General features: G+C 62.1%; 16 protein-coding genes. 2 read left to right on the top strand and 14 right to left on the bottom strand.

Annotated features, from left to right (window positions below; translation table 11 throughout):
* The 11 genes from OXG98_10485 to ribB form a co-directional block, all read right to left on the bottom strand.
* Window positions 1–606: class I SAM-dependent methyltransferase (locus OXG98_10485; protein ID MCY3772430.1), on the bottom strand; the 606-nt coding region annotated here is incomplete at its 3' end.
* 124 nt (window positions 607–730) lie between these two features.
* Window positions 731–1,642: a glycosyltransferase family 2 protein gene (locus OXG98_10480; protein ID MCY3772429.1), complete on the bottom strand. Its 912-nt coding sequence runs from the start codon at window positions 1,640–1,642 to the stop codon at window positions 731–733.
* Between the two features lie 3 nt (window positions 1,643–1,645).
* Window positions 1,646–3,115 (bottom strand): polysaccharide biosynthesis C-terminal domain-containing protein, encoded by a 1,470-nt coding sequence (locus OXG98_10475; GenBank protein ID MCY3772428.1) that lies wholly within the window; start codon window positions 3,113–3,115, stop codon window positions 1,646–1,648.
* Window positions 3,116–3,153: 38 nt separating this feature from the next.
* Window positions 3,154–4,482, bottom strand: coding sequence for an aminotransferase class V-fold PLP-dependent enzyme (locus OXG98_10470; protein MCY3772427.1), 1,329 nt, complete (start codon window positions 4,480–4,482; stop codon window positions 3,154–3,156).
* Between the two features lie 123 nt (window positions 4,483–4,605).
* Window positions 4,606–5,376: a hypothetical protein gene (locus tag OXG98_10465; protein MCY3772426.1), complete on the bottom strand. Its 771-nt coding sequence runs from the start codon at window positions 5,374–5,376 to the stop codon at window positions 4,606–4,608.
* A gap of 57 nt (window positions 5,377–5,433) precedes the next feature.
* Window positions 5,434–5,967 carry a GNAT family N-acetyltransferase gene (locus tag OXG98_10460; protein MCY3772425.1) on the bottom strand — a complete coding sequence of 178 codons (534 nt, stop codon included), beginning with the start codon at window positions 5,965–5,967 and terminating at the stop codon, window positions 5,434–5,436.
* A gap of 14 nt (window positions 5,968–5,981) precedes the next feature.
* Window positions 5,982–6,749 (bottom strand): sugar phosphate isomerase/epimerase, encoded by a 768-nt coding sequence (locus OXG98_10455; GenBank protein MCY3772424.1) that lies wholly within the window; start codon window positions 6,747–6,749, stop codon window positions 5,982–5,984.
* A 98-nt stretch (window positions 6,750–6,847) separates the two neighbouring features.
* Window positions 6,848–8,314, bottom strand: a complete 1,467-nt coding sequence (gene hpnE / locus OXG98_10450; GenBank protein MCY3772423.1) for a hydroxysqualene dehydroxylase HpnE — start codon at window positions 8,312–8,314, stop codon at window positions 6,848–6,850.
* Entirely contained in the window at window positions 8,311–9,198 is an 888-nt protein-coding gene (gene hpnD, locus OXG98_10445) for a presqualene diphosphate synthase HpnD (GenBank protein ID MCY3772422.1), read from the bottom strand. Before hpnD ends, hpnE begins: the two co-directional genes overlap by 4 nt.
* Window positions 9,199–9,262: 64 nt before the next feature.
* The gene (gene hpnC, locus OXG98_10440; GenBank protein ID MCY3772421.1) at window positions 9,263–10,342 is read right to left on the bottom strand and encodes a squalene synthase HpnC; all 1,080 of its coding nucleotides are present in this window, start codon (window positions 10,340–10,342) and stop codon (window positions 9,263–9,265) included.
* A 41-nt stretch (window positions 10,343–10,383) separates the two neighbouring features.
* Complete coding sequence (gene ribB, locus OXG98_10435; protein MCY3772420.1) at window positions 10,384–11,031, bottom strand: 3,4-dihydroxy-2-butanone-4-phosphate synthase; 648 nt, start codon at window positions 11,029–11,031, stop codon at window positions 10,384–10,386.
* Window positions 11,032–11,235: 204 nt separating this feature from the next.
* Between ribB and OXG98_10430 the strand changes: the two genes are divergently transcribed.
* On the top strand, window positions 11,236–13,998 hold the full coding sequence (locus OXG98_10430) for a transcriptional regulator (protein ID MCY3772419.1): 2,763 nt from the start codon (window positions 11,236–11,238) through the stop codon (window positions 13,996–13,998).
* Window positions 13,999–14,053: 55 nt separating this feature from the next.
* Window positions 14,054–15,097, top strand: a complete 1,044-nt coding sequence (thiL, locus tag OXG98_10425) for a thiamine-phosphate kinase (GenBank protein ID MCY3772418.1) — start codon at window positions 14,054–14,056, stop codon at window positions 15,095–15,097.
* 75 nt (window positions 15,098–15,172) lie between these two features.
* Here thiL and OXG98_10420 read toward each other — a convergent pair whose 3' ends face one another.
* From OXG98_10420 to queG, 3 genes are all read right to left on the bottom strand, one after another.
* The gene (locus OXG98_10420; GenBank protein MCY3772417.1) at window positions 15,173–15,478 is read right to left on the bottom strand and encodes a non-heme iron oxygenase ferredoxin subunit; all 306 of its coding nucleotides are present in this window, start codon (window positions 15,476–15,478) and stop codon (window positions 15,173–15,175) included.
* 65 nt (window positions 15,479–15,543) lie between these two features.
* The gene (locus tag OXG98_10415) at window positions 15,544–17,289 is read right to left on the bottom strand and encodes a LysM peptidoglycan-binding domain-containing protein (GenBank protein ID MCY3772416.1); all 1,746 of its coding nucleotides are present in this window, start codon (window positions 17,287–17,289) and stop codon (window positions 15,544–15,546) included.
* A 213-nt stretch (window positions 17,290–17,502) separates the two neighbouring features.
* Entirely contained in the window at window positions 17,503–18,654 is a 1,152-nt protein-coding gene (gene queG, locus OXG98_10410) for a tRNA epoxyqueuosine(34) reductase QueG (GenBank protein MCY3772415.1), read from the bottom strand.
* Window positions 18,655–18,668: the final 14 nt, after the last annotated feature.

Here is an 18,668-nt window from a genome sequence, read left to right as displayed (position 1 = left end):
CTGTTTGTTCATTTTTATTAGAGTAATCTTAAACCCGCGTAACTCGAGGTAATCAAGTGAATTCAAGTCAAAAGCTCGTAGATGGGCATGCGGTTGGGTACTATGTTTCTCGACATGTTTTTTTGATTCATGAGGAAGCGTTATTACCACCGCTTTTCTACATACTCGAACTAATTGCTCCACTGCCGTTTCGAATTCGGGAACATGTTCCAGCACTTCACTGCACAATACAATGTCGAAGGAATCTGTTTCAAAAGGCAGGTCCTGAACATCTATGGCCTGAGAATCGATACCGTATATCTCATCGGTTCTCTTACACGCTTCTTGAGACAAATCACAACTCATAACGTCTGCATTGAAAAGATGTCGTATCATCGCTCCTTTATATCCTTCCGCACCGCCAACATCAATGAGGTTATCGAAGTTGAGATGGGACAACACTTTCATAATGTGATAAGTGATTGTATACCTGTGCAGCAGATTTTTTTCACTATGTCCCATACGGAAACCATATATCGGCTGATGGGCAAAATAAACTCCATGGCTGTCAGTCTGCCTAAAACGATCGTCGAGCCATTCCCGGGTTTTCTGTGTGTATTGGTTCATGAGACTGGTTTACACAATATGCGGTTTTTACATGATCTCGTTGCCGTTCGAGGTAAGGTGGCAATGAAAGAGATATCGAAATACAACGGTCAGGTGTGATAGAAAACCAAGATTGAAGCAACTTTCAGTTGGTTGGGAACTTTAATCCTTCCCGGATCCCGCGATGGAGCGCGCGCAGGTGGCCCCATCTGCGACGGAAGATCAAGATAGCCGCCGGCCGAAGATAACGATACAGAAAAAGGTAAGGCAGGAACGCGAACAGAAAAGCCGGAAACGACACGTGTTTCCTTGCGAACAGAATCCTGCTGCGAACCATGTGATGGATATAGAAGGGACTGTTGAAACCTGCCGTCCGCGACCCCTTGTGGCGGACAACGGCCTTTGGCTCCAAAAGCAGCCTGAAACCGGCTTTCCGCGCCCTCAGTCCCCAGTCGAAGTCATCGAAATAGCAAAAATAGTCCTCGTCCATCGGTCCGACCTTTTCCAGAACGGTGCGCTTGACGAGGAGCGCGGTTCCCGTGACATAGGGCATATCGCGTGGGTTGTCATACCGGCCGTGGTCTTCTTCTCCGTGACCCAGAAGAAACCCCTGCGCCAGCCAGGGTATCGTTCGCGTACCTGCCGAGTCGAGCATGTTGTCCTTTCCGTACTGGTATATCTTAGGACCCACCATGCCGATATCATCGGATCGTTCCGCCGCAGCGACAAGTAACGAAAGCGCGTCGGGCTCCGCGACCGTGTCGTTATTCAGCAGGAACGCGTAATCGGTACCGTTCGCCAGCGCGTGGCGCACACCCTGGTTGCTGCCGCGGACGAATCCCCTGTTTTCGGCGTTGCGAATCAGCGCCAAAGGCAGGTTCTCACGCCCCCACCGCTCGATGACATCCGGCGATCCATCGGTCGAACCATTGTCCACGACTACGATCGAAAAGGAAGGATAATCCAGTCGCGCCAGGGATTCCAGGCACTCCAGCGTATCCGCTTCCCGGTTCCAGTTGAGTATGACGATCGTTACGTGAGGAAGAGATGTACGCATATATCAGGTTCGGTCCGGTGACCGGATCGGAACGCCCATCTTCCTCACCAAACCCCGGACGTACTCCTTCTCCGGTTTCTCCAACAAGGAGAACGCGTAGAGGGAGTACGCCGCGGCGCCGAGGATGGCCAGGGCGATACTGACCTCGATCCGGTCGAAGGTCCACCTGGCCGCGCCGAAGAAGACCGCTGAAATGGCGATCAGCCGGACATAGGGTTTCCAGGGAAAGAGCCGTCCCATGGTGGTGTCGAGCAGCCGGGCGTAGCGGGCCAGGTAGTAGATCCATCCCGCGGCGGTCCCGCACAGGGTGGCCAGGGCCGCGCCCCACAGGCCGAATGTATTGATGAAGACCAGGTTGCCCGCGACGCTGACGATCAGCGTAGCCGTAGCGGCCTGGACGATGATCGCGTTCCGGTTGAGGGCCCGGGCGAGCACGTCCGGGCTGTTGAAGCGGAGCAGCAGGAGCAGGGCGTAGATGCCCAGGACCCGGTGGCCTTCGAAGTAGGCGTCCGGAAGGATGAGCCGGTACAGCGCGTCGGAGAAGAGAAAGACGAAGACCCCCGTGGGTACGATGGCGATCATGCCGTAAGTGGTGCACTTGCGCCACAGCGCCGCCATGGACGAATGATCGCCGCCTTCGGCGTATCCCACGTAAGTGGAGAAGAGCACTGACCCGAACACGCTGATGAGGATGCCGGCGATGGGCAGTTCGATGGCCGACACGCTGAAGATCGCGAAACTGGAGGCGCCCAGGAAGGCGCTGATCATGATCTTGTCCAGGCTCGCGTTGATGAAGGGAATGAATCCCGCGATGCCCAGTCCGAGGGCGTAGCGGTACTGGGCCCCGGCCTCGATGCCCCGCAGCCGGAAGGACAGCAGCTTCGTGTTGAGCAGGACAAGTACATAGAGCAGGGACTGGAAGGCCTCCAGGATTACGATCAGCAGGATGAGTTCGTAGATGGACGCAATCAGGCCCGAGAACAGCGCGGCGGCGATGGCCAGGATGCGCAGGAGGTATTGAAACACGCGCAGCCCGCTCGCGACGGCCGCGTGATCGCGGCCGACCAGGGCGTTGTGGACGGTCATGTTGACGAACAGGAACAGCACGATAAGGAGGTAAACGCCGATTTCCCGAAGATAGGGTCCCAGTTCCGTGCGGATGAGTACGTAGGGTTTGAGAAGGAGATGGAACAACAGGAGGAGGGCCAGGAAGATCAGCGCGCAGCTGATCAGGGTGTTCCCTGCGTACCGGCGGGCGTCCGGGGCGTATTTCCCCGATATGAAGAAGAAGACGCTCTCGATCAGCCCGGTGGCGAACAGGTAGGCGAATCCGGCCGCCAGGATGCCGTAGCGGTAGGGCGCCAGGTATTCCGGGTCGAAGAAATGGGCAATGACGATCGACTGGAATACCTGCAGCACGCCCGCGATGAGCAGCGCGGCGTAGAGTATGACGGCGGCGTTTCGCTTTGACATGGGCCCGTCAGGCGGTGGACCTGCGCCGGCGGGAAGGCTCAGACTCCGTCCCTCAGTATCTCCGCGACCGCTGCGACGGCGCGGTCCGCCTCGTCGAGCGTGTTGTAGATATGGGGGGAAAGCCGGACGTTGGGTCCCATGCCCGCGCCGGCGATATGGTACGTACTGTAGAGCTTGTCGAAGACTTTGCGCGGATCGAGCTCGCCCGGCTTGAAGATGACGACGCCGGCGGAAAGCGCGGGGTCCATGGACGTGGAAAGCTCTACGCCCGGCAGATCGGAAAGACCGTCCTTGATGGCCGTGGCCACCTGGCGCATGCGGGCCTCCACGCGGGCGGGCCCGATCTTCTCGTGGAATTCGACGCCCCGTCCCGTGGCCGTCAGCGCCGCGTCGTCCCGCTGTCCGAGAACCTCGTACTTGCGTGCGCTCTCCTCCACCTCGTCCCGCCAGCCCGCGCTCACGATGCTGGGCCAGACGGCACCCTGGCTGTCCTTGCGGACGTAGAGCACGCCGACCTCCTTCGGGCCCATGAACCACTTGTGCGCGCTGCCCGAGTAGGCGTCGCAGCCCATGCCGGCGAGATCGATCTCCAGGGCGCCGAAACTCTGGGCCCCGTCGACCAGGGAGAACACGCCGCGGGCCCGCGCCGCCGCGCACAGCCTTCCGGCCGGCATGGTCAGCCCGGTACGGTTGGATACGTGGGTGAAGGACATGACTTTAGTCGCCGGCGTGTAGGCCCGTTCGAAGGCATCGACGATCTCGTCCTCGCTCTGCGGTACCACCGGAACCGACACGTAGTTGAGCTTGAAGCCGAACCGCCGGGCCTTGACCTGCCACGCCTGGTTGTTCGAGGGGTGGTTCAGATCGGACAACAGCACTTCGTCGCCCGTCCCGAGGTGAAAGCCGGTGCTGATGACGTTGTTTGCCTCGCTCGTGTTCCGCACCAGCGCGATCTCGTCGGGGTGGGCGCCCAGGAGACGGGCCATCTTCCCGCGTGTGTCTTCCCTGATCTGGCGGTACTTGGTCCGGTTTTGAAAGGACGCGTCGTAGTCCAGGTCCCGGGTATACTTGAAAACCGATTCCATCACCGGATAGGGCGAGGGACACAGATTCGCGGCGTTCATCAGCGCCAGGTTTTCCCTGAGGAGGAACTGGCTGCGGACCGCGTGCCAGTACCGCTCGTCGTTCGGGTCGTTGCCGGAGACCGCCGTGTCCAGATCCTGGGGAGGCGAGGCGGATGCGGATGAACCGCAGGCCAGGGCGCCGCCCGCGGCGATGCCGCCAGCCAGCCGCTTCATAAATGTCCGGCGGGACACCTGCCACGCCGTTTCGGGAATACTTTCGATTACGAAATCGTCCTGGTTCATCCTTAAGCCTCCGGATATGAGATGATGACCGGCGCGGCTGGAATCGTCTGGCAAGCCGCCTTTTATGAAATGCAGTGCCTGACGCCGGTCAGCCCTTGAACGCGGTGCGCCGGGACCCATTCGCTAGAAGTCCAACGCTATTCCGAGATGGGCTGTGATGAGATCGGTGGTCGACTTGGTTATGTTGAGTTCGGCCGTGCCCGCCCTGCGGACGATGTCGCCCCGTTTCAGATAGTCGGCCTGGGAGCCGTCATGGTAGCGCATCCGAAAATCCAGGGACACAGTCCGCAGGGAACGGTTCTGCGGCGTCCGGTCTTCGCCGCCTCTCCACAGTTCGATCAGCAACCCGCCGCCCACGCCCTTGGTAAAGGCGAAATCATCGAGATTCGTGGAACTGGCGATATCCTCGCCGCTGAACCCGAAGAGCTCCTCGATCGTCGTGCTGGTGAACAGGTAGTGGAAGCCCACGACGCCTTCTACGTAGAAACGCAGCGGGTCGGACTTGGTCTGCAGGCGTAGAAAGGCGTTCATCGAAAAGATGTTGTTCTCGGTGACCACGTCGACGAGGACGTCGGGTATCGTCAGGCTGAACTGCTCGGTGCGCCGCTCGTGGCCGTAGATCATGTAGCCCAGGTCCAGGCCGATCACGGCGGGTGTCCGGGGGATCATATAGCCCGCGAATCCGGACAGGCCGATGCCCGGGTTCTTGACGTTTTCACCGAACTCGCCCGTCGGGAAACCGCCAAGGATGCCGATCCCGGTGATGACGACGGGGGGCACGTCCACGACTTCCTCATCCTGCGCGTTGGCCGGGCCCGTCCGCGCCGTGACGGCCAGGACGACAAGGGCCGCGATGCTCGCGGTATGCGTTGCGCGGCGAAATATACGTTGCATATGGAACTTCCGTATCGAAGGTGGTGGTTTGTGCACGGCAGTATAACCGCCGCAGGTTCAGGACGGCCGTTCCCCGATTTTCGCGAAGATGGCGGACCATCGCGTCCGGTGGCTGTCCTCGATATAGTCGGGTACGAATCCCAGCCCGAGATAGGTCTTGACGGCCGGCACGCGGAAATCGTCCGTACCCAGAAAGGCGGCCGAGTAGCCATGCTCCCGCATGTAATGGAGCACGGCCAGGGTTACGAGGCGGCCCAGTCCCCGCCTGCGGTGGGCGGGTTTCGCGCATACCATGTGTACCTGCGCGGCGTTGACGCCGTCGGGCTGGATGTCAAAGGCGCAGGCCGTGGCCACGGCTTCTCCCGCGCGGGTAACGAAGAAACACCCGTCCGCCATGAACGGTTCCCGTTCCGTCAGTTCCCTGCGGCACTTTTTGGCCGTCCAGTCCGTACCGATGCCCGTGTTCATGATTTCGCACCAGACTGCCTCGTCGCCGGGCCGGTAGGTCCTCAACGCATACTCCATCGGCACACCGATTTCCGGGAGGTGTTCCAGGTCGGGACGTACCATCCGAAGCTGTTGTTCAGGCATGGACGTTCCGTCCTCTACACGTCACACCCGACGCTCCGCAGGTGGGCCACCGAATCCGCCACGCGCCGGCAGGTCTCCTCTTCGTTAAGCGATTCTCCTTCCACGCCCTCGATTTCCATGGTGAACGGACCGTGGAACCCGCGGCCGTTCAACCGGTCGAAAACCGCCTTGAAATCGACGATTCCCTCGCCGAATGTCGGGAAACACCAGGTCTTGTATCTACCGTCGGTATCCTTGAGGTGCATGCTGCCGATATAGTCGATGACCTTTTCCATCTCGTCGACGTGGTCCACGTCCCGGTTGTAGTAGTGGATGTTGGCCGTGTCGTAGTTCACGCGGACGTTTGGATGATCGACGCCGCGCATGGTCTCCAGGGCGACGGCCGCGTTGGTGACCAGGTCGGGATGGGTTTCCATGCCGATGGTGATCCCGTACTCGGCCGCTTTTGCCCCCGCGCGGCGCAACCGTTCGTAAGCCACGCTCTTATCCAGTTCCCCGGCCTGTACGCTCACGAAGAGCGTTCCGGCGCCCAGGGCCGCCGCGGCATCGAGGTGGGGAGTCAGCCGCTGGTCAACGTCGTCGTATTCGATCTCCACCGGGCATTGCAGACTGCTGGCCGAAAGCCCGTGACTTTCGAGCCTGGACCTGACTTCGGCGACCTGGTCGGGCGCGGGCGCGTTGATTTCCACGTGATGAACGCCGATCGTGGGCAGATGGGCATAGGCGGATTCGCTGAACTTTCCGTAGCTTGCCGTTCGGCATGCAAGCAGGTTGGCGGGCATATGGATCCTTCTTTCATGAAACGAAACGAATGCGGACGGGGATGCGTACCCTTCGAAATATAACCGAAGGATTCCATGGGGTCAAGATATCGCGCCGGTCAGAGGTCCCGCTTCCCCGCCAGCAATCTCATGAGCCCTTCGAGGGGCAATTCGGATTTCAGGATGCGCGCCTGCACGCCCTGGCTCCGCAGCAGGGCCTCGGCGGCCTGGTAGCCGCTGCGCACGGCGCTTTCCATGGTGGCCGGCCAGTCCGTCTGCACCCAGTCGCCCGCGATGAAGAAGTTGGAAAGGGGGCTGGATGGTCCCGGGCGCAGCGCGTCGCAACCGGGTCTAGGCGCGAACGTGGCCCTGCCTTCCTTGACGACGACGGCCTTGAGCAGTTCGGCCTGGCGCACGGCGGGCAGCAGAGACTCGAGATCTTCCATGACCTGGTTGATGATCCTCTGCTGCGGCATTTTCATCCATTCATCGGAAGCGCTGACCACGAGTCCGAGATAGGCGCCCGCGTCACCCGTGGAAAAGGTCTCGGGGTCTCGAATGGACTGGTTGAAAATCCACTGTATCCTCCGACCGATCACCGCGGCGTAGTCCAGATCCGTCACGGGCCGGTCGAACCAGGCGTGCACGGCCGTGATGGGAGAGACCGACAGTCCGCTCAGCATCGCGAAGTAGGGATTCGAGGCATGGCTTTCGGGCAGCAGCCTGCGCAGGACGTCGAAGGGCAGGGCCGACAGGTACGCCCCGGCCTCGACGGACGAACCGTCCTGCAGCGAGATGGAATTCACGAGGCCGCCGTGGGTCGACAGGCCGGCAACACCCTGGTCGAGCACGACGCGGCCGCCCCGCTGCTCGATGTAATCTATGCAGGGCGCGTACAGGTCCCCCAGCGGTACGGCGGGCAGACCCACCTCGTACCCGCGGCGATTGATCAGAAAGGCCCGGACGGTCGTCCTGATACCGTATTCGGCATCGATGTCGTCCAGTTCATCGTTGAGCGCACTGATGAGGAAGGGTTTCCAGAAGGCTTCCACGGCCCGTTCCGTCGCTCCGTGGGTCGCGAGCCAGGTGGCCATGGAAACCGGGGACGGCTCCGCGCCGTGTGGCGCTTCAGCGGCGTGTTGTACATCCAGGCTGTCTGTATCCCGATGTCCCGTAACGTGGCGAATCATGCCTGCCACGGTACGGACGATCGAAAGCTTGTCCCGAAAACCCATGGTTCGCAGCCGCAGGAACGAAGGAAACAGGTGAAGGGGCGGAGGGAGGCGGGAAGGTCCGATGACCGATACCCGGTTGGATTCGTCGATGAAGGGAATGGTCCCGTGGAAGGCGATACGGTCCCGGACACCGAGGCGCGCGTAGAAGTCGAGGAGGTTGACGCAGCAGCCCAGGAGCACGTGCTGGCAGTTGTCCACCCTTTCGCCGCTCGACGGGTGTATGAAGGAAGACGCGCGGCCACCCAGTATCGGACGTCTTTCGTACAGTTCGACCTGGAGACCCGCATCGGCCAGCGCGACCGCAGCGGCCAGTCCGGCCAGTCCGCCCCCGATGACGATTACCTGGCTCATACGCGTTTTCGGATCAGCGCCCGGGCGGTAATGGCGAGCTTCTTCCAGGCGGACAGGCTGACGCGCCGGCTGTAGACGTCGTAGTGGCGGCGGGGGATCTCTTCGAGGCACGCCCGGTAAATGCCGATCATGGCCGCCAGACACGCCCGGCTCGAGGACTGAACCAGCGGAAGGAGCGGCAGCGCTTCGTCGTAATAGCTTCTGGCGCGCTCCACTTGGAAAACCATCAGCCGCCGGAACGCGTCGTTGAAGACTCCGTTCCGTATGTTCTCTTCCGAGTACCCGAAGTCGTCCAGGTCTTCCTGGGGCAGGTAGACTCGGCCCATCCCCGCGTCTTCCCGCACGTCGCGGAGTATATTGGTAAGTTGAAAGGCGATGCCGCAGGACTCGGCGTACCGTTTGGCCTCTTTGCCCCGGAATCCGAATATGTGTATGCACACCAGTCCCACGGCGGAAGCCACGCGGTAGCAGTACTGGTACAGGTCCTCGAAGGTGGCGTAGCGTGTCACGGTCAGGTCCATTTCCGCGCCGTCGATGATGGCGTCAAAGTACGCCCTCGGGATATCGAATCGCCTCACCGTATCCCGGAACGCCGGCAACAGGCCGCCGCTGTCGGCCGGCGTTCCGTCATAGGCTTGGTCCAGGGTCTCGCGCCAGGCGTTCAGCCGGGTCTTCTTGTCGGCCTCCCCGGCTTCCTCGTCGACGATATCGTCGCAGTGGCGCATGAAGGCGTAGACCGCGCACATGGCCCGTCTCCGCTCAGGCGGCAGGACGATAAAGGAATAGTAGAAGTTTCTCGCCCTCGATTTCGCGATTTCGCGGCAGAAATCATAGGAACGGCGCAACGCTTCCCGGTCGGTGGGCTGTCGATCCACAAGGTTCATGGCAACGGTGATCCAGCGTTTCGGACAACGCTCGCCAACCACTCTGAATCGCGGGCGGTCCGTTTCAGCTCCAGAGTCGTTTCAGTGCGTATTTCAGCAACAGGCCGGTCTTCCGGGCGGATGACAGGGCGGGCCGCCGGGACAGCACGTCGTAACGCTGTTTTTCGATCTGGTCCAGGACGGCCGCGCCGCACCGGTTGAACAACTCGATGTCCAGCCTGACCCGCGCGTCCACCAGGCCGCACAGTCCGAGCCCTTCTTCGAACAGCCTGCGCGTCCGGTCCACCTGGTACGCCATCAGTTCCCTGAAACGCTCGTCGACGACCCCGGCCTCGAGGTCCGCCTCGGTGTAATGGTACCGGTCCAGGTCCTCCAGGGGCAAGTAGATCCTGCCCTTTTCCAAGTCCACCCGGACGTCCTGCCAGAAATTGGTCAGTTGGAGCGCGGTACACGTAGCGTCCGACAGCGCCTGGCGTTCCCTGTCCCGGTAGCCGCACAGGTAGAGCACGAGGTGACCCACCGGATTGGCGGAGTAACGGCAGTATTCGAGCACGTCGGCGTAGGTCCGGTAACGCGTTACCACCTGGTCCTGCCGGAACGCGGTCAGCAGATCGCGAAACGGGGTAATCGGTATCTCGAAGCGGTCGATCGTTTCCCGGAGGGCGATGAATACCGGATGTCGTACGCTTTGGTCGTAACAGGCCTGCAATTCCGCGTCCCACCATTCGAGCAGTTCAAGGGACAATCCGGGATCGCCTGTTTCGTCGGCGAGGTCGTCAGACCACCGGCAGTAGGCGTAGACGTGGTAGAAGTGCTGTCGCAGCGCGGCGGGGAGGAACCGGGAAACGACGATGAAATTCTCGTAATGCCGGCGTGCGAGGCGGCTGCAGTACAGGCGGGCGGCTGCTACGGAAGAGTCGCCTGCGTCGGGCAGCGCGTCAAGGGCGAGATCATCGAACCGGAGCACGGCTTCCGGCAGGTAGTCGGGTAGCTGGGGCATGAATAAGACGCGGAAAGACCGGCTTCGATTGATATCCCGGGGCAGACGGGCCATGTTGCGTGTGGTCGGGCTTACCCGCTGACGGCCGGCGGCAGCGTACCCGCCGCGGACCGGGCACATCACCCGTTCCGCGACGGCTCGCATCCCCCTCGTTCCGGTCGTGGCTTAAGCCGGATTCCGTCGCCTTATCCGCCGCTGCAGGCGAATTCCAGTACGAGTTCCTCTTCGAGCCGGTATTCGATGAGGTCCTTAATGGTTGCGATCTTCAGATGATGCTCGTCGGCGATTTCGATCAGCCGGGGCAGACGGGCCATGGACCCGTCCTCGTCCAGCACTTCGCACAGGACGCCGGCCGGGTAGAGTTCGGCCAGTCTCATCAGGTCGACCGTCGCCTCGGTGTGACCGTCCCTTTCCAGCACGCCTCCGTCGCGTGCCCGTAGCGGAAAGAGATGTCCCGGGCGTTCGAAGTCTTCCGGCACGGTATCCGGTTCTACGAACAATCGGGCGCTTTTTGCCCGGTCATGCGCGGAAATGCCGGAGGTAACGCCCTTCACGGCATCCACGGACACCGTGAAGGGCGTGTCCGCGATCGACATCTTTCCGTTGACCATGATCGGAATGTCCAGCTCTTCAAGCCGCTGTCTCGTGGTGGGCAGACAGATCAGCCCCCGTCCGTACCGTGACATGAAGTTGATGATTTCGGGCGTGACTTTTTCGGCGGCCACCATGAAGTCGCCCTCGTTCTCCCGGTTTTCGTCATCGATGACGATCAGTACGCGGCCCGCCCTGATTTCTTCCACGGCTTCGGGAATGGTGCAGAAATGGGATAACATGCGCTTACCCCCTATCGGATGTAATTAAACGTGAACGATGCGGTCTCACAAACGGATTTACTAAAGGGTGGAAGATTAGACATATGCTCATAAGGGGATTATATTCATTCCATATATGGATTGCATGAGGTCCCGGTGAGTATTCTGTGAGGAATGTATGAATACTGCGCCTTTCTCCCCGAAATTCGTCCACTTGAGCCCCGAATGACGCAACAGACCGCCGCAAAAGGCTTCCGGTTCGACGACTTCGTGCTGGACATCCAGAACCGCCAGGTTCGCCTGAAAGACGCCACGCTGCCTTTAAGTTCCAGGTATTTCGACGTACTTGTGCTGCTGGTATCCAACGCGGGGCAACTGGTGGAAAAGAACCGTATCTTCGACGAAATCTGGGAGGACGTAATCGTCAGCGATACGGCGCTGACCCAGTGTATCAAGTCGATCCGAAAACAGTTGCGGGACGACGCGTCGAACCCCCGCTACGTCAAAACGGTACCCAAGCATGGATACGTCTTCATCGGCGATGCGGTGGAGATCCTGGAGGAACCGACCCCGCCGGCCCTTCAGGCCAAGCCGACCCGGCCGTACAAGTTCCTCGACTATTACACCGAAAACGACCAGGGCCTGTTCTTCGGTCGCGAGGAGGAGATCGAGAACATCTGCTCCAGGATCCTCTCCCGGCGGTCGTTCCTCCTCTACGGCCGTTCCGGCGTCGGCAAAAGTTCGATTCTTCGGGCCGGCCTCATCCCCTGGCTGCAGGACCAGGGACACCGGGCGTGTATCATCCGGAGTTTTACCGATCCGTTGCAGCACATGAAGCGCATCGTCCGGCGGCTTGTCCTTGGAACCGGAGAAGACGATGCCGGTTCGGACGATATTTCCCTTCGGGAACTGTTTCACGGGCGCCGGTCCGGTCCATCCTCCCGGCTCGTCGTCATGCTGGACCAGTTCGAAGAGTTCTTCCTCCTGCTCGATGCGAAGAGCCGGGAGGCGTTCATCAGCGAACTGGGAGCGGTCATGGAGGACGATACCCTGCCGCTGCAGTTCGTATTCGTGATGAGAGAGGACCTGCTCGCGGAGATGAGCCAGCTCAAACCGGTGGTTCCGGAGATCTTCCACCACGAGTACCGGCTCGGCCGACTATCCCCGGAACAGGCGGCCCGGGCCATAACGGGGCCCGCCTGGCGGGTAGGCTGCCGGTTCGAGGACATGCTCGTGAACCGCCTGCTCGAAGACCTCTCCGACCAGGACTCCGTCGACCCGCCCCATTTGCAGATCGTGTGCGATACGCTTTACGACCAGCGCGATACGGGGAACATGATCACGGAGTCGGCTTATGACAATCTGGGCGGGGCTTCGCAAATCCTTGCCGACTACCTCGCAAGGGTGCTCCGCCGGTTTTCGGCGGCCGACCTGTCCGTGGTGCAGCAGGTGCTTCTGGCGCTCATCTCCGCGGATGAACGGCTCATCGTCGTCCGGGAGTCCGAACTGGCTTCGCGTATCCAGACCGGCGACCGGTACGACGACGGTGCCCTTGGAACCCTGCTCGGGGAACTGGTCGACGCCCGTATCGTCCGGCGGCGAAACCAGGAGGGAGAGGGGTGGCTCGAACTCGCCCACGAATGCCTGATTCCCGAAGTGTCCCGCTGGCTGACCGGCAGCGTTTACGAAGCAAAGCAGGCACGCAGCCTGCTCGAACGGTCGGTGGAGAATTACCGGACCTACCAGCTCATCATGGACCGTGAAAGCCTGGATCTGCTCTCGCCCTACCTGGAAGAAATCGGGGTCTCCGGCCAGGAAGCGTACCTGCTTTGCATCAGCCTGCTCAACAGGGATCTGCCCGTGCCTGCCTGGTTGGTTGAAAGGGTGCCGGACGCGCTGAACGTGATATTGGATGCCCTGTACAACGATCGCGAGGAGGTCCGCCGACGCGCCGTGGAGTCGTCCCGGCCCGTGCGCTGCGCGGCCCTGAACAACCGGCTCAGGCATCTCGCGTTGCGGGATCCCGCGCTGAAAGTGCGCAGGGCGGCGAGCATCGAACTGGCGGACTGGTTCGGTTCGGCCGTGGAGTCCATCCTGACCCGTCCCACGGGCCACGAGTCCGTGAGCCGCCTCCAGCGCGCGGTCAGCCTGACTTTTCTCCGTGAACAGGACCGGTCGATCAAACTTTCCCGGCTGTACCGGGTTATGGTGATGGTCGGTTTCATACTGATGCGCCTGCAACAGGGCGGGATCGACATCATGCAGCAAGGCATCGGCGGAACGTTCGGCGGCGCCGTGGCCGGACTGCTTGGCGGGCTACTCCTGGGAACCGCCCTCGCCGCTACCAGTTCCGGTCTGCCGTCCGATGCGCTCTCGCCTATTTTCGTCCTGGCGGGCCTGGGCCTGTTCGGCGGCGCTTTCGGCGGTGCGGGCGTGTCCTTCGGCATGGTCGCCCTGCGGCGCGTATCGGGGAAATACAGTCGATGGCTCGGCGTACTGGGCGGTGCGCTGGGCGGCGGGATGGTGGGCGCGGCGTTCAACCTGTACAGCTCCGATACCCTGGAAACCCTGTTCGGCCAGCACCCCGCGGGTCTTACCGGGGGTCTCGAGGGCACCCTTATCGGCACGGGCGTGGCCCTCGGCCCGGTCGTCACGTATTACCTGGCCAGGCGGCCCGGGCAGTGGCGGAGTTTTCTTTATATCGTCTTCGGCGCGCTGGGGGGCATGATCGCCAGTATCGCCCTGAGCGTGCTGGGCGGCAACATGTTCACCAGCAGTCTGGAAATCATGCGGCAGTCCTTCGGGGCATCGCAGATACGGCTCGAAACCATTGCGACGATCTTCGGCGAGGGAGAGTTCGGGCGCACCACCCAGGTCGCCCTAGGTGCCCTGGAGGGGCTGCTCTTCGGCGGCGGCGTCACGGCCGGCATAGAGATCTTCACGCGCTCGCGGGAACGGATCGAGGGGCGGTTCGGGAAGGACGCGTGAGAGGTTGGCACATGGATTCGCGCGTCCCGACCGCGCGAGAAGGAAACGATGAACCGTGGCAAATCAGAAGGAAGGCGCGGGTCTTCCCGGCGAATTCGAACTGATCCGGCGCATCAGGGCCGCGCTGCCCGAGCCGGATCCGAGCGTCGTGACAGGGATCGGAGATGACGCCGCGGCCGTAGAGACCGGGCCCGGCATGACGACCCTGCTGACGACCGACACCTTCGTGGAAGGTATTGATTTCGACGTCGCTTTCTCGTCGTGGCGGCAGATCGGATGGAAGAGCCTGGCCGCCAACTACAGTGATATCGCGGCCATGGGCGGTGTGCCCAGGCACGCGTTGACGACCCTCTGTCTTCCGGCCCGGCGCACCGCGAAAGACGTGGAAGCGCTGTACGCGGGGTTTCGCGACCTGGCGCGGCACACCGGAGTTTCCGTATCCATCGTCGGTGGTGACCTGAGCTCGACGGACGGACCGACCGTCGTCTCCATCACGGTGACAGGAGAAGCGGAAGGGAGACATATCACGACGCGCGGGTGTGCCCGGGTGGGGGATACGCTGTGCGTGACCGGGCACCTGGGTGCGAGCGAGGCCGGTCTGCGTCTGCTTCGGTCGGCGCGGGAGGAACCGGTCGCGGGGAGACCGCCGGACCGGTTCGAAGACGCGCTGTTCCGTCACCGCACGCCCGTTCCCCGGGTCCGCGAGGGCGGCATACTGGCCCGCAGCGGCTGGGTCCACGCCATGATCGACGTGAGCGACGGGCTCAGCTCAGATGCCCTGCACCTGTGTCGCGGCAGCGGGGTCGGATTGACCCTGGACGGGACCGCTCTGCCCATCGCGGATGAAACCAGGCGGGCCATGGAGGATCTTCGGCTAGATCCCGTGAGGACGGCCCTGGAAAGCGGAGAGGAATTCGAACTGTTGTGCGCCGTTGCGCCGGACCGGGTGGATCACCTGGCGGCCGAACTGGCGGAGCGCACCGGAACCCCCCTGACCCCCATAGGCGAATGCGTATCCGAGGATCGCGGATGTGTATTTGCGGATCACGCCGGACGAAGGCCCCTGCGCCCGGACGGGTACGACCACTTCCGGAGCTGACGGCCGGGTTTCTATTTCCACGGCGTCGCCGGTCACCCGGACCGGTATGTTGCGCCACCTCGCGTCGAACGGCAGCTAGATTTCTATTTCCACGGCATCGCCGGTCACCCGGACCGGAAAGCAGGTGAGATTCTCGTAGGCGGGCGGCGACAGCACGTCACCTGTAGTCACGTCGAAAGAAGCGCCGTGGAAGGGGCACCAGAGATCGGTGCCGTCCAGTTCCCCTTCGCTCAGGGGCGCGCCCATGTGGGGGCAGAAGTTATCGGCGGCATAGTACTTCCCGTCCACGTTGCAAAGGACGATCTCCTTCCCATCGATCGAGACCATTTTCATCTGGCCCGGGTTCAATTCATCCAGATCCGCCGCTTTGACGTATCCCATGTACCGGCTTCTCCTTTCACGGACTTGCGTAATCCTGGTCTGTGGTCGGTTGCTACGCCGGCCGGTCAGCCGGGAATGATAATCCGCTGGCCGATTCTCAGCCGCCGGGCCTGTATGTCAGGGTTGGCCCGCATGAGCGCCGTGACGGAAACCTTGAAGACCTGCGCGATGCGAGAAAGCGTATCCCCGGAGCGGATGTTGTAGGTCACCGGACCACCGTCGATTCCCCTGCCGCCGTCTTTCCCGGTAGCGGGCAGGCGAAGTACCTGTCCGGGGTGGATGAGGTCTCTCCGCAGGCCGTTGTTCTGCTTGAGCGCGGTAACGGACGTCCCGTAATACCGGGCGATGCGGATCAGCGTGTCACCGCGCCGCACCGTGTGGGACAGGGCGTCCTTCGGCGTGCCGTACGAAGGCGCCTGGTCCACCCATAACCGGTTGTTGTAATTCCTTCCGGGCACGCGAAGCACCTGGCCGATACGGATCAGGCTGCCCCGGATCCGGTTCATGCGCCGGAGCCTGCTGACCGAAGTCCGGAATCTGCGGGCGATATGGCCGAGCGTATCGCCCCGGCGCACGCGGTACCTGCGTACCTCGGGAGGGGGCTTGAAATCCGACTCCGGCAGCTCGTCGAGGCTGCCGATCAGCGTCGTTCCGGCGCCGAGGGGTACGCGCAACGAATACCCGGTGGGTGGCGTCACGCCATAACGTATATCGGAATTCAGGGCCTTGAGATCGTCCTGCGGCATGGCCAGCAGATCGGCGACATCCTTCAGCGTGACCGATTTGTCGATATGCACCGCTTCGAACAGGTGGGGATGGTGGGTTTCCGGCCAGTCTACGCCGTATTTCTCCGGGTTTTCGAGTATATGCAGTACCGCGAGGAATTTGGGCACGTAGTTCCGGGTTTCCCGGGGGAGGCGCATCTTCCAGTAATCCCGGTTCCCCGTCCGGTTGATCTCGCGAAGCACGCGATACTCGCCGCAGTTGTATGCCGCCAGGGCGAGAAACCAGTCGTCGAACATGCCGTACAGTTCCCCCAGGTAGGCGAGCGCGGCCGGCGTGGCCTTGTAGGGGTCGAAGCGGTCGTCCACCCAACCGGACCGCTTGAGTCCGTACCGCTTGCCGGTATCGTAGATGAACTGCCACATGCCCGCCGCGGCCGCCCACGAAAAGGCCCTGGGTTTGAAGGCGCTTTCAATGATCGGAAGCCATTGAAGCTCGATGGGCAGCCCCAGGGCGGCCAGTTGCTCGCGGATCATCGGGGTGTAGCGCCCGGACCGTTGATAGGCGGCCTTGAGTATGTCCAGGCTCTTGTCTTTGAGATACAGATTGATCTGTCGCGTGACGCGGCGGTTGATGACCCGGGGAATCGAACCCCGGACTTCGGCGGCCGCGCGGCGCCTGTCCTGGATGCGGTCCACCAGCAGGCCGAGTTGCCTGAGGAGGTCGGCCTGCGCGGGGGTCGCCGCGTGCTTCTGGTCGTCGCTCAGCAGGATGAGCAGGCCAAGCACTTCGTCGACCGCGGCGTGCGCGGCCGTGGTATCGGATCGCTCCAGCGCGGCGAGGGCCGCGTCATAGCGCAGCCGGATGTCGGCGAGCAGACGATCGGGGTCCCGCGTCGCCAGGGAATCTGCCAGGGTGACGTGATCGAGGGTAAGATCCGGGACCGGCAATTCCTCCACCGCGACGATCTTTCCGGTGGTATCCGCCGTCCCGGGAGCGGGCGTGGAGCGCGAGCCCGGTTCAAGGGTTCGGGGACCGGCGCAACCGGCCAGGATCACGAGGCCTATGAGCGGGAGATGTCTAATCATATCTGCGTCAGCAATTCAGAGAACGATTTGGCTGCCGGACATTGATCTATCGCCCGGTACCTGCCACCGAAGCCACCTGGAATATATGTATAACCTTCAAGGAGGCAAGGGTTTTCAAAAAACAGCATGGTTCGCCGGCTGCCGGTCGGACGCGGAAACGGCATACATGCGTACGCCGTTGGCCTGTGTTTTTCGCCGTCGCATCCTTGAGACCTAAGAAGCCGCGCATTCCGCAAGCGCCTGGTCTATTTCCTCGATTACCCAGGGATCTTTTTCGGTCTTCTTCGCCTTCTCCAAAGCCGCGGCCGCCCCGTCGCCGCCGACGTTCCCAAGTGCCCAGGCCGCGTGTCCTCGGACCAGCGGCTCGTCGTCGCCGAGCGAATCGGCGAGCGCGGGTATCGCCTCAGGATCCTTCGTGTTGCCCAGGGCTACCGCGGCGTTTCGCAGCAGGCCCCGCCGCTTGGTCCGTTTTACAGGGCTGCCCCGGAATCGGGTCCGGAACTCCTCCGGCGTCAGCCCCAGCATTTCGATCAGGCCCGGCATTTCGTTCCACGGACGGGGAATGAAGGCCGAATGGCCCGTTACGGGCGCCCGGCGGTTCCAGGGACAGACATCCTGGCAGTCGTCGCATCCGAATACGCGGTTTCCCATCGCCGCGCGGTACGCGGTGGGAATGGCGCCTTTCAGTTCAATGGTGTGATAGGAAATGCAGCGGCGCGAATCGACCACGTAGGGCTCGACGATGGCATCGGTCGGACAGGCTTCGATACACCGCGTGCATGTGCCGCAGTGGTCGGCCGCGGGCCGGTCCTGATCGAGTTCGATGTCGAGCAGGATCTCCCCGATCAGCAGCCACGATCCGATGCGCTTGTGGATGAGATTGGTGTGCTTCCCGAACCAGCCCAGGCCGGCACGGACGGCGAATTCGCGTTCCAGCACGGGACCGGTGTCCACGTACACCCTGCCCTCCACGGGACGGCCGGCCCGGTCCCGGATGAACCGAAGCAGCGCCTCCAGCCTTTCCTTCATTACGTCATGGTAGTCGTCGCCCCGGGCATACTGGGCGATCTTGCCGCGGTGCGCGCCTCCGGGGGTGACTTCGGGCGTGCCGCCCGGGATGGGATCCGGGTCCGGACACCGGTAGTTCATGGCGACTACGACGAGGGACCGGGCGTTCGGCAGGATCTGTCCCGGGTCCTGCCGTTTCTCGATCCGGCGGCCCAGGTAGGCCATCTCGCCGGCCATGCCCTGCTCGATCCATTGGGCGTAGTATTCCCCGTACCGTGGGGGGTCGGCCGTGGTTACGCCGGCAAGGTCGAAGCCGAGATACCCGGCGTGGACCTTGATTTCTTCGGTAAGAGACACGGGGATCCGAGCGC

Source organism: Gemmatimonadota bacterium, assembly GCA_026706345.1.
Lineage (GTDB): Bacteria > JAAXHH01 > JAAXHH01 > JAAXHH01 > JAAXHH01 > JAAXHH01.
The sequence above is the reverse complement of the archived record's forward strand: the minus strand, read 5'-3'. Positions and strand labels throughout refer to the sequence as shown.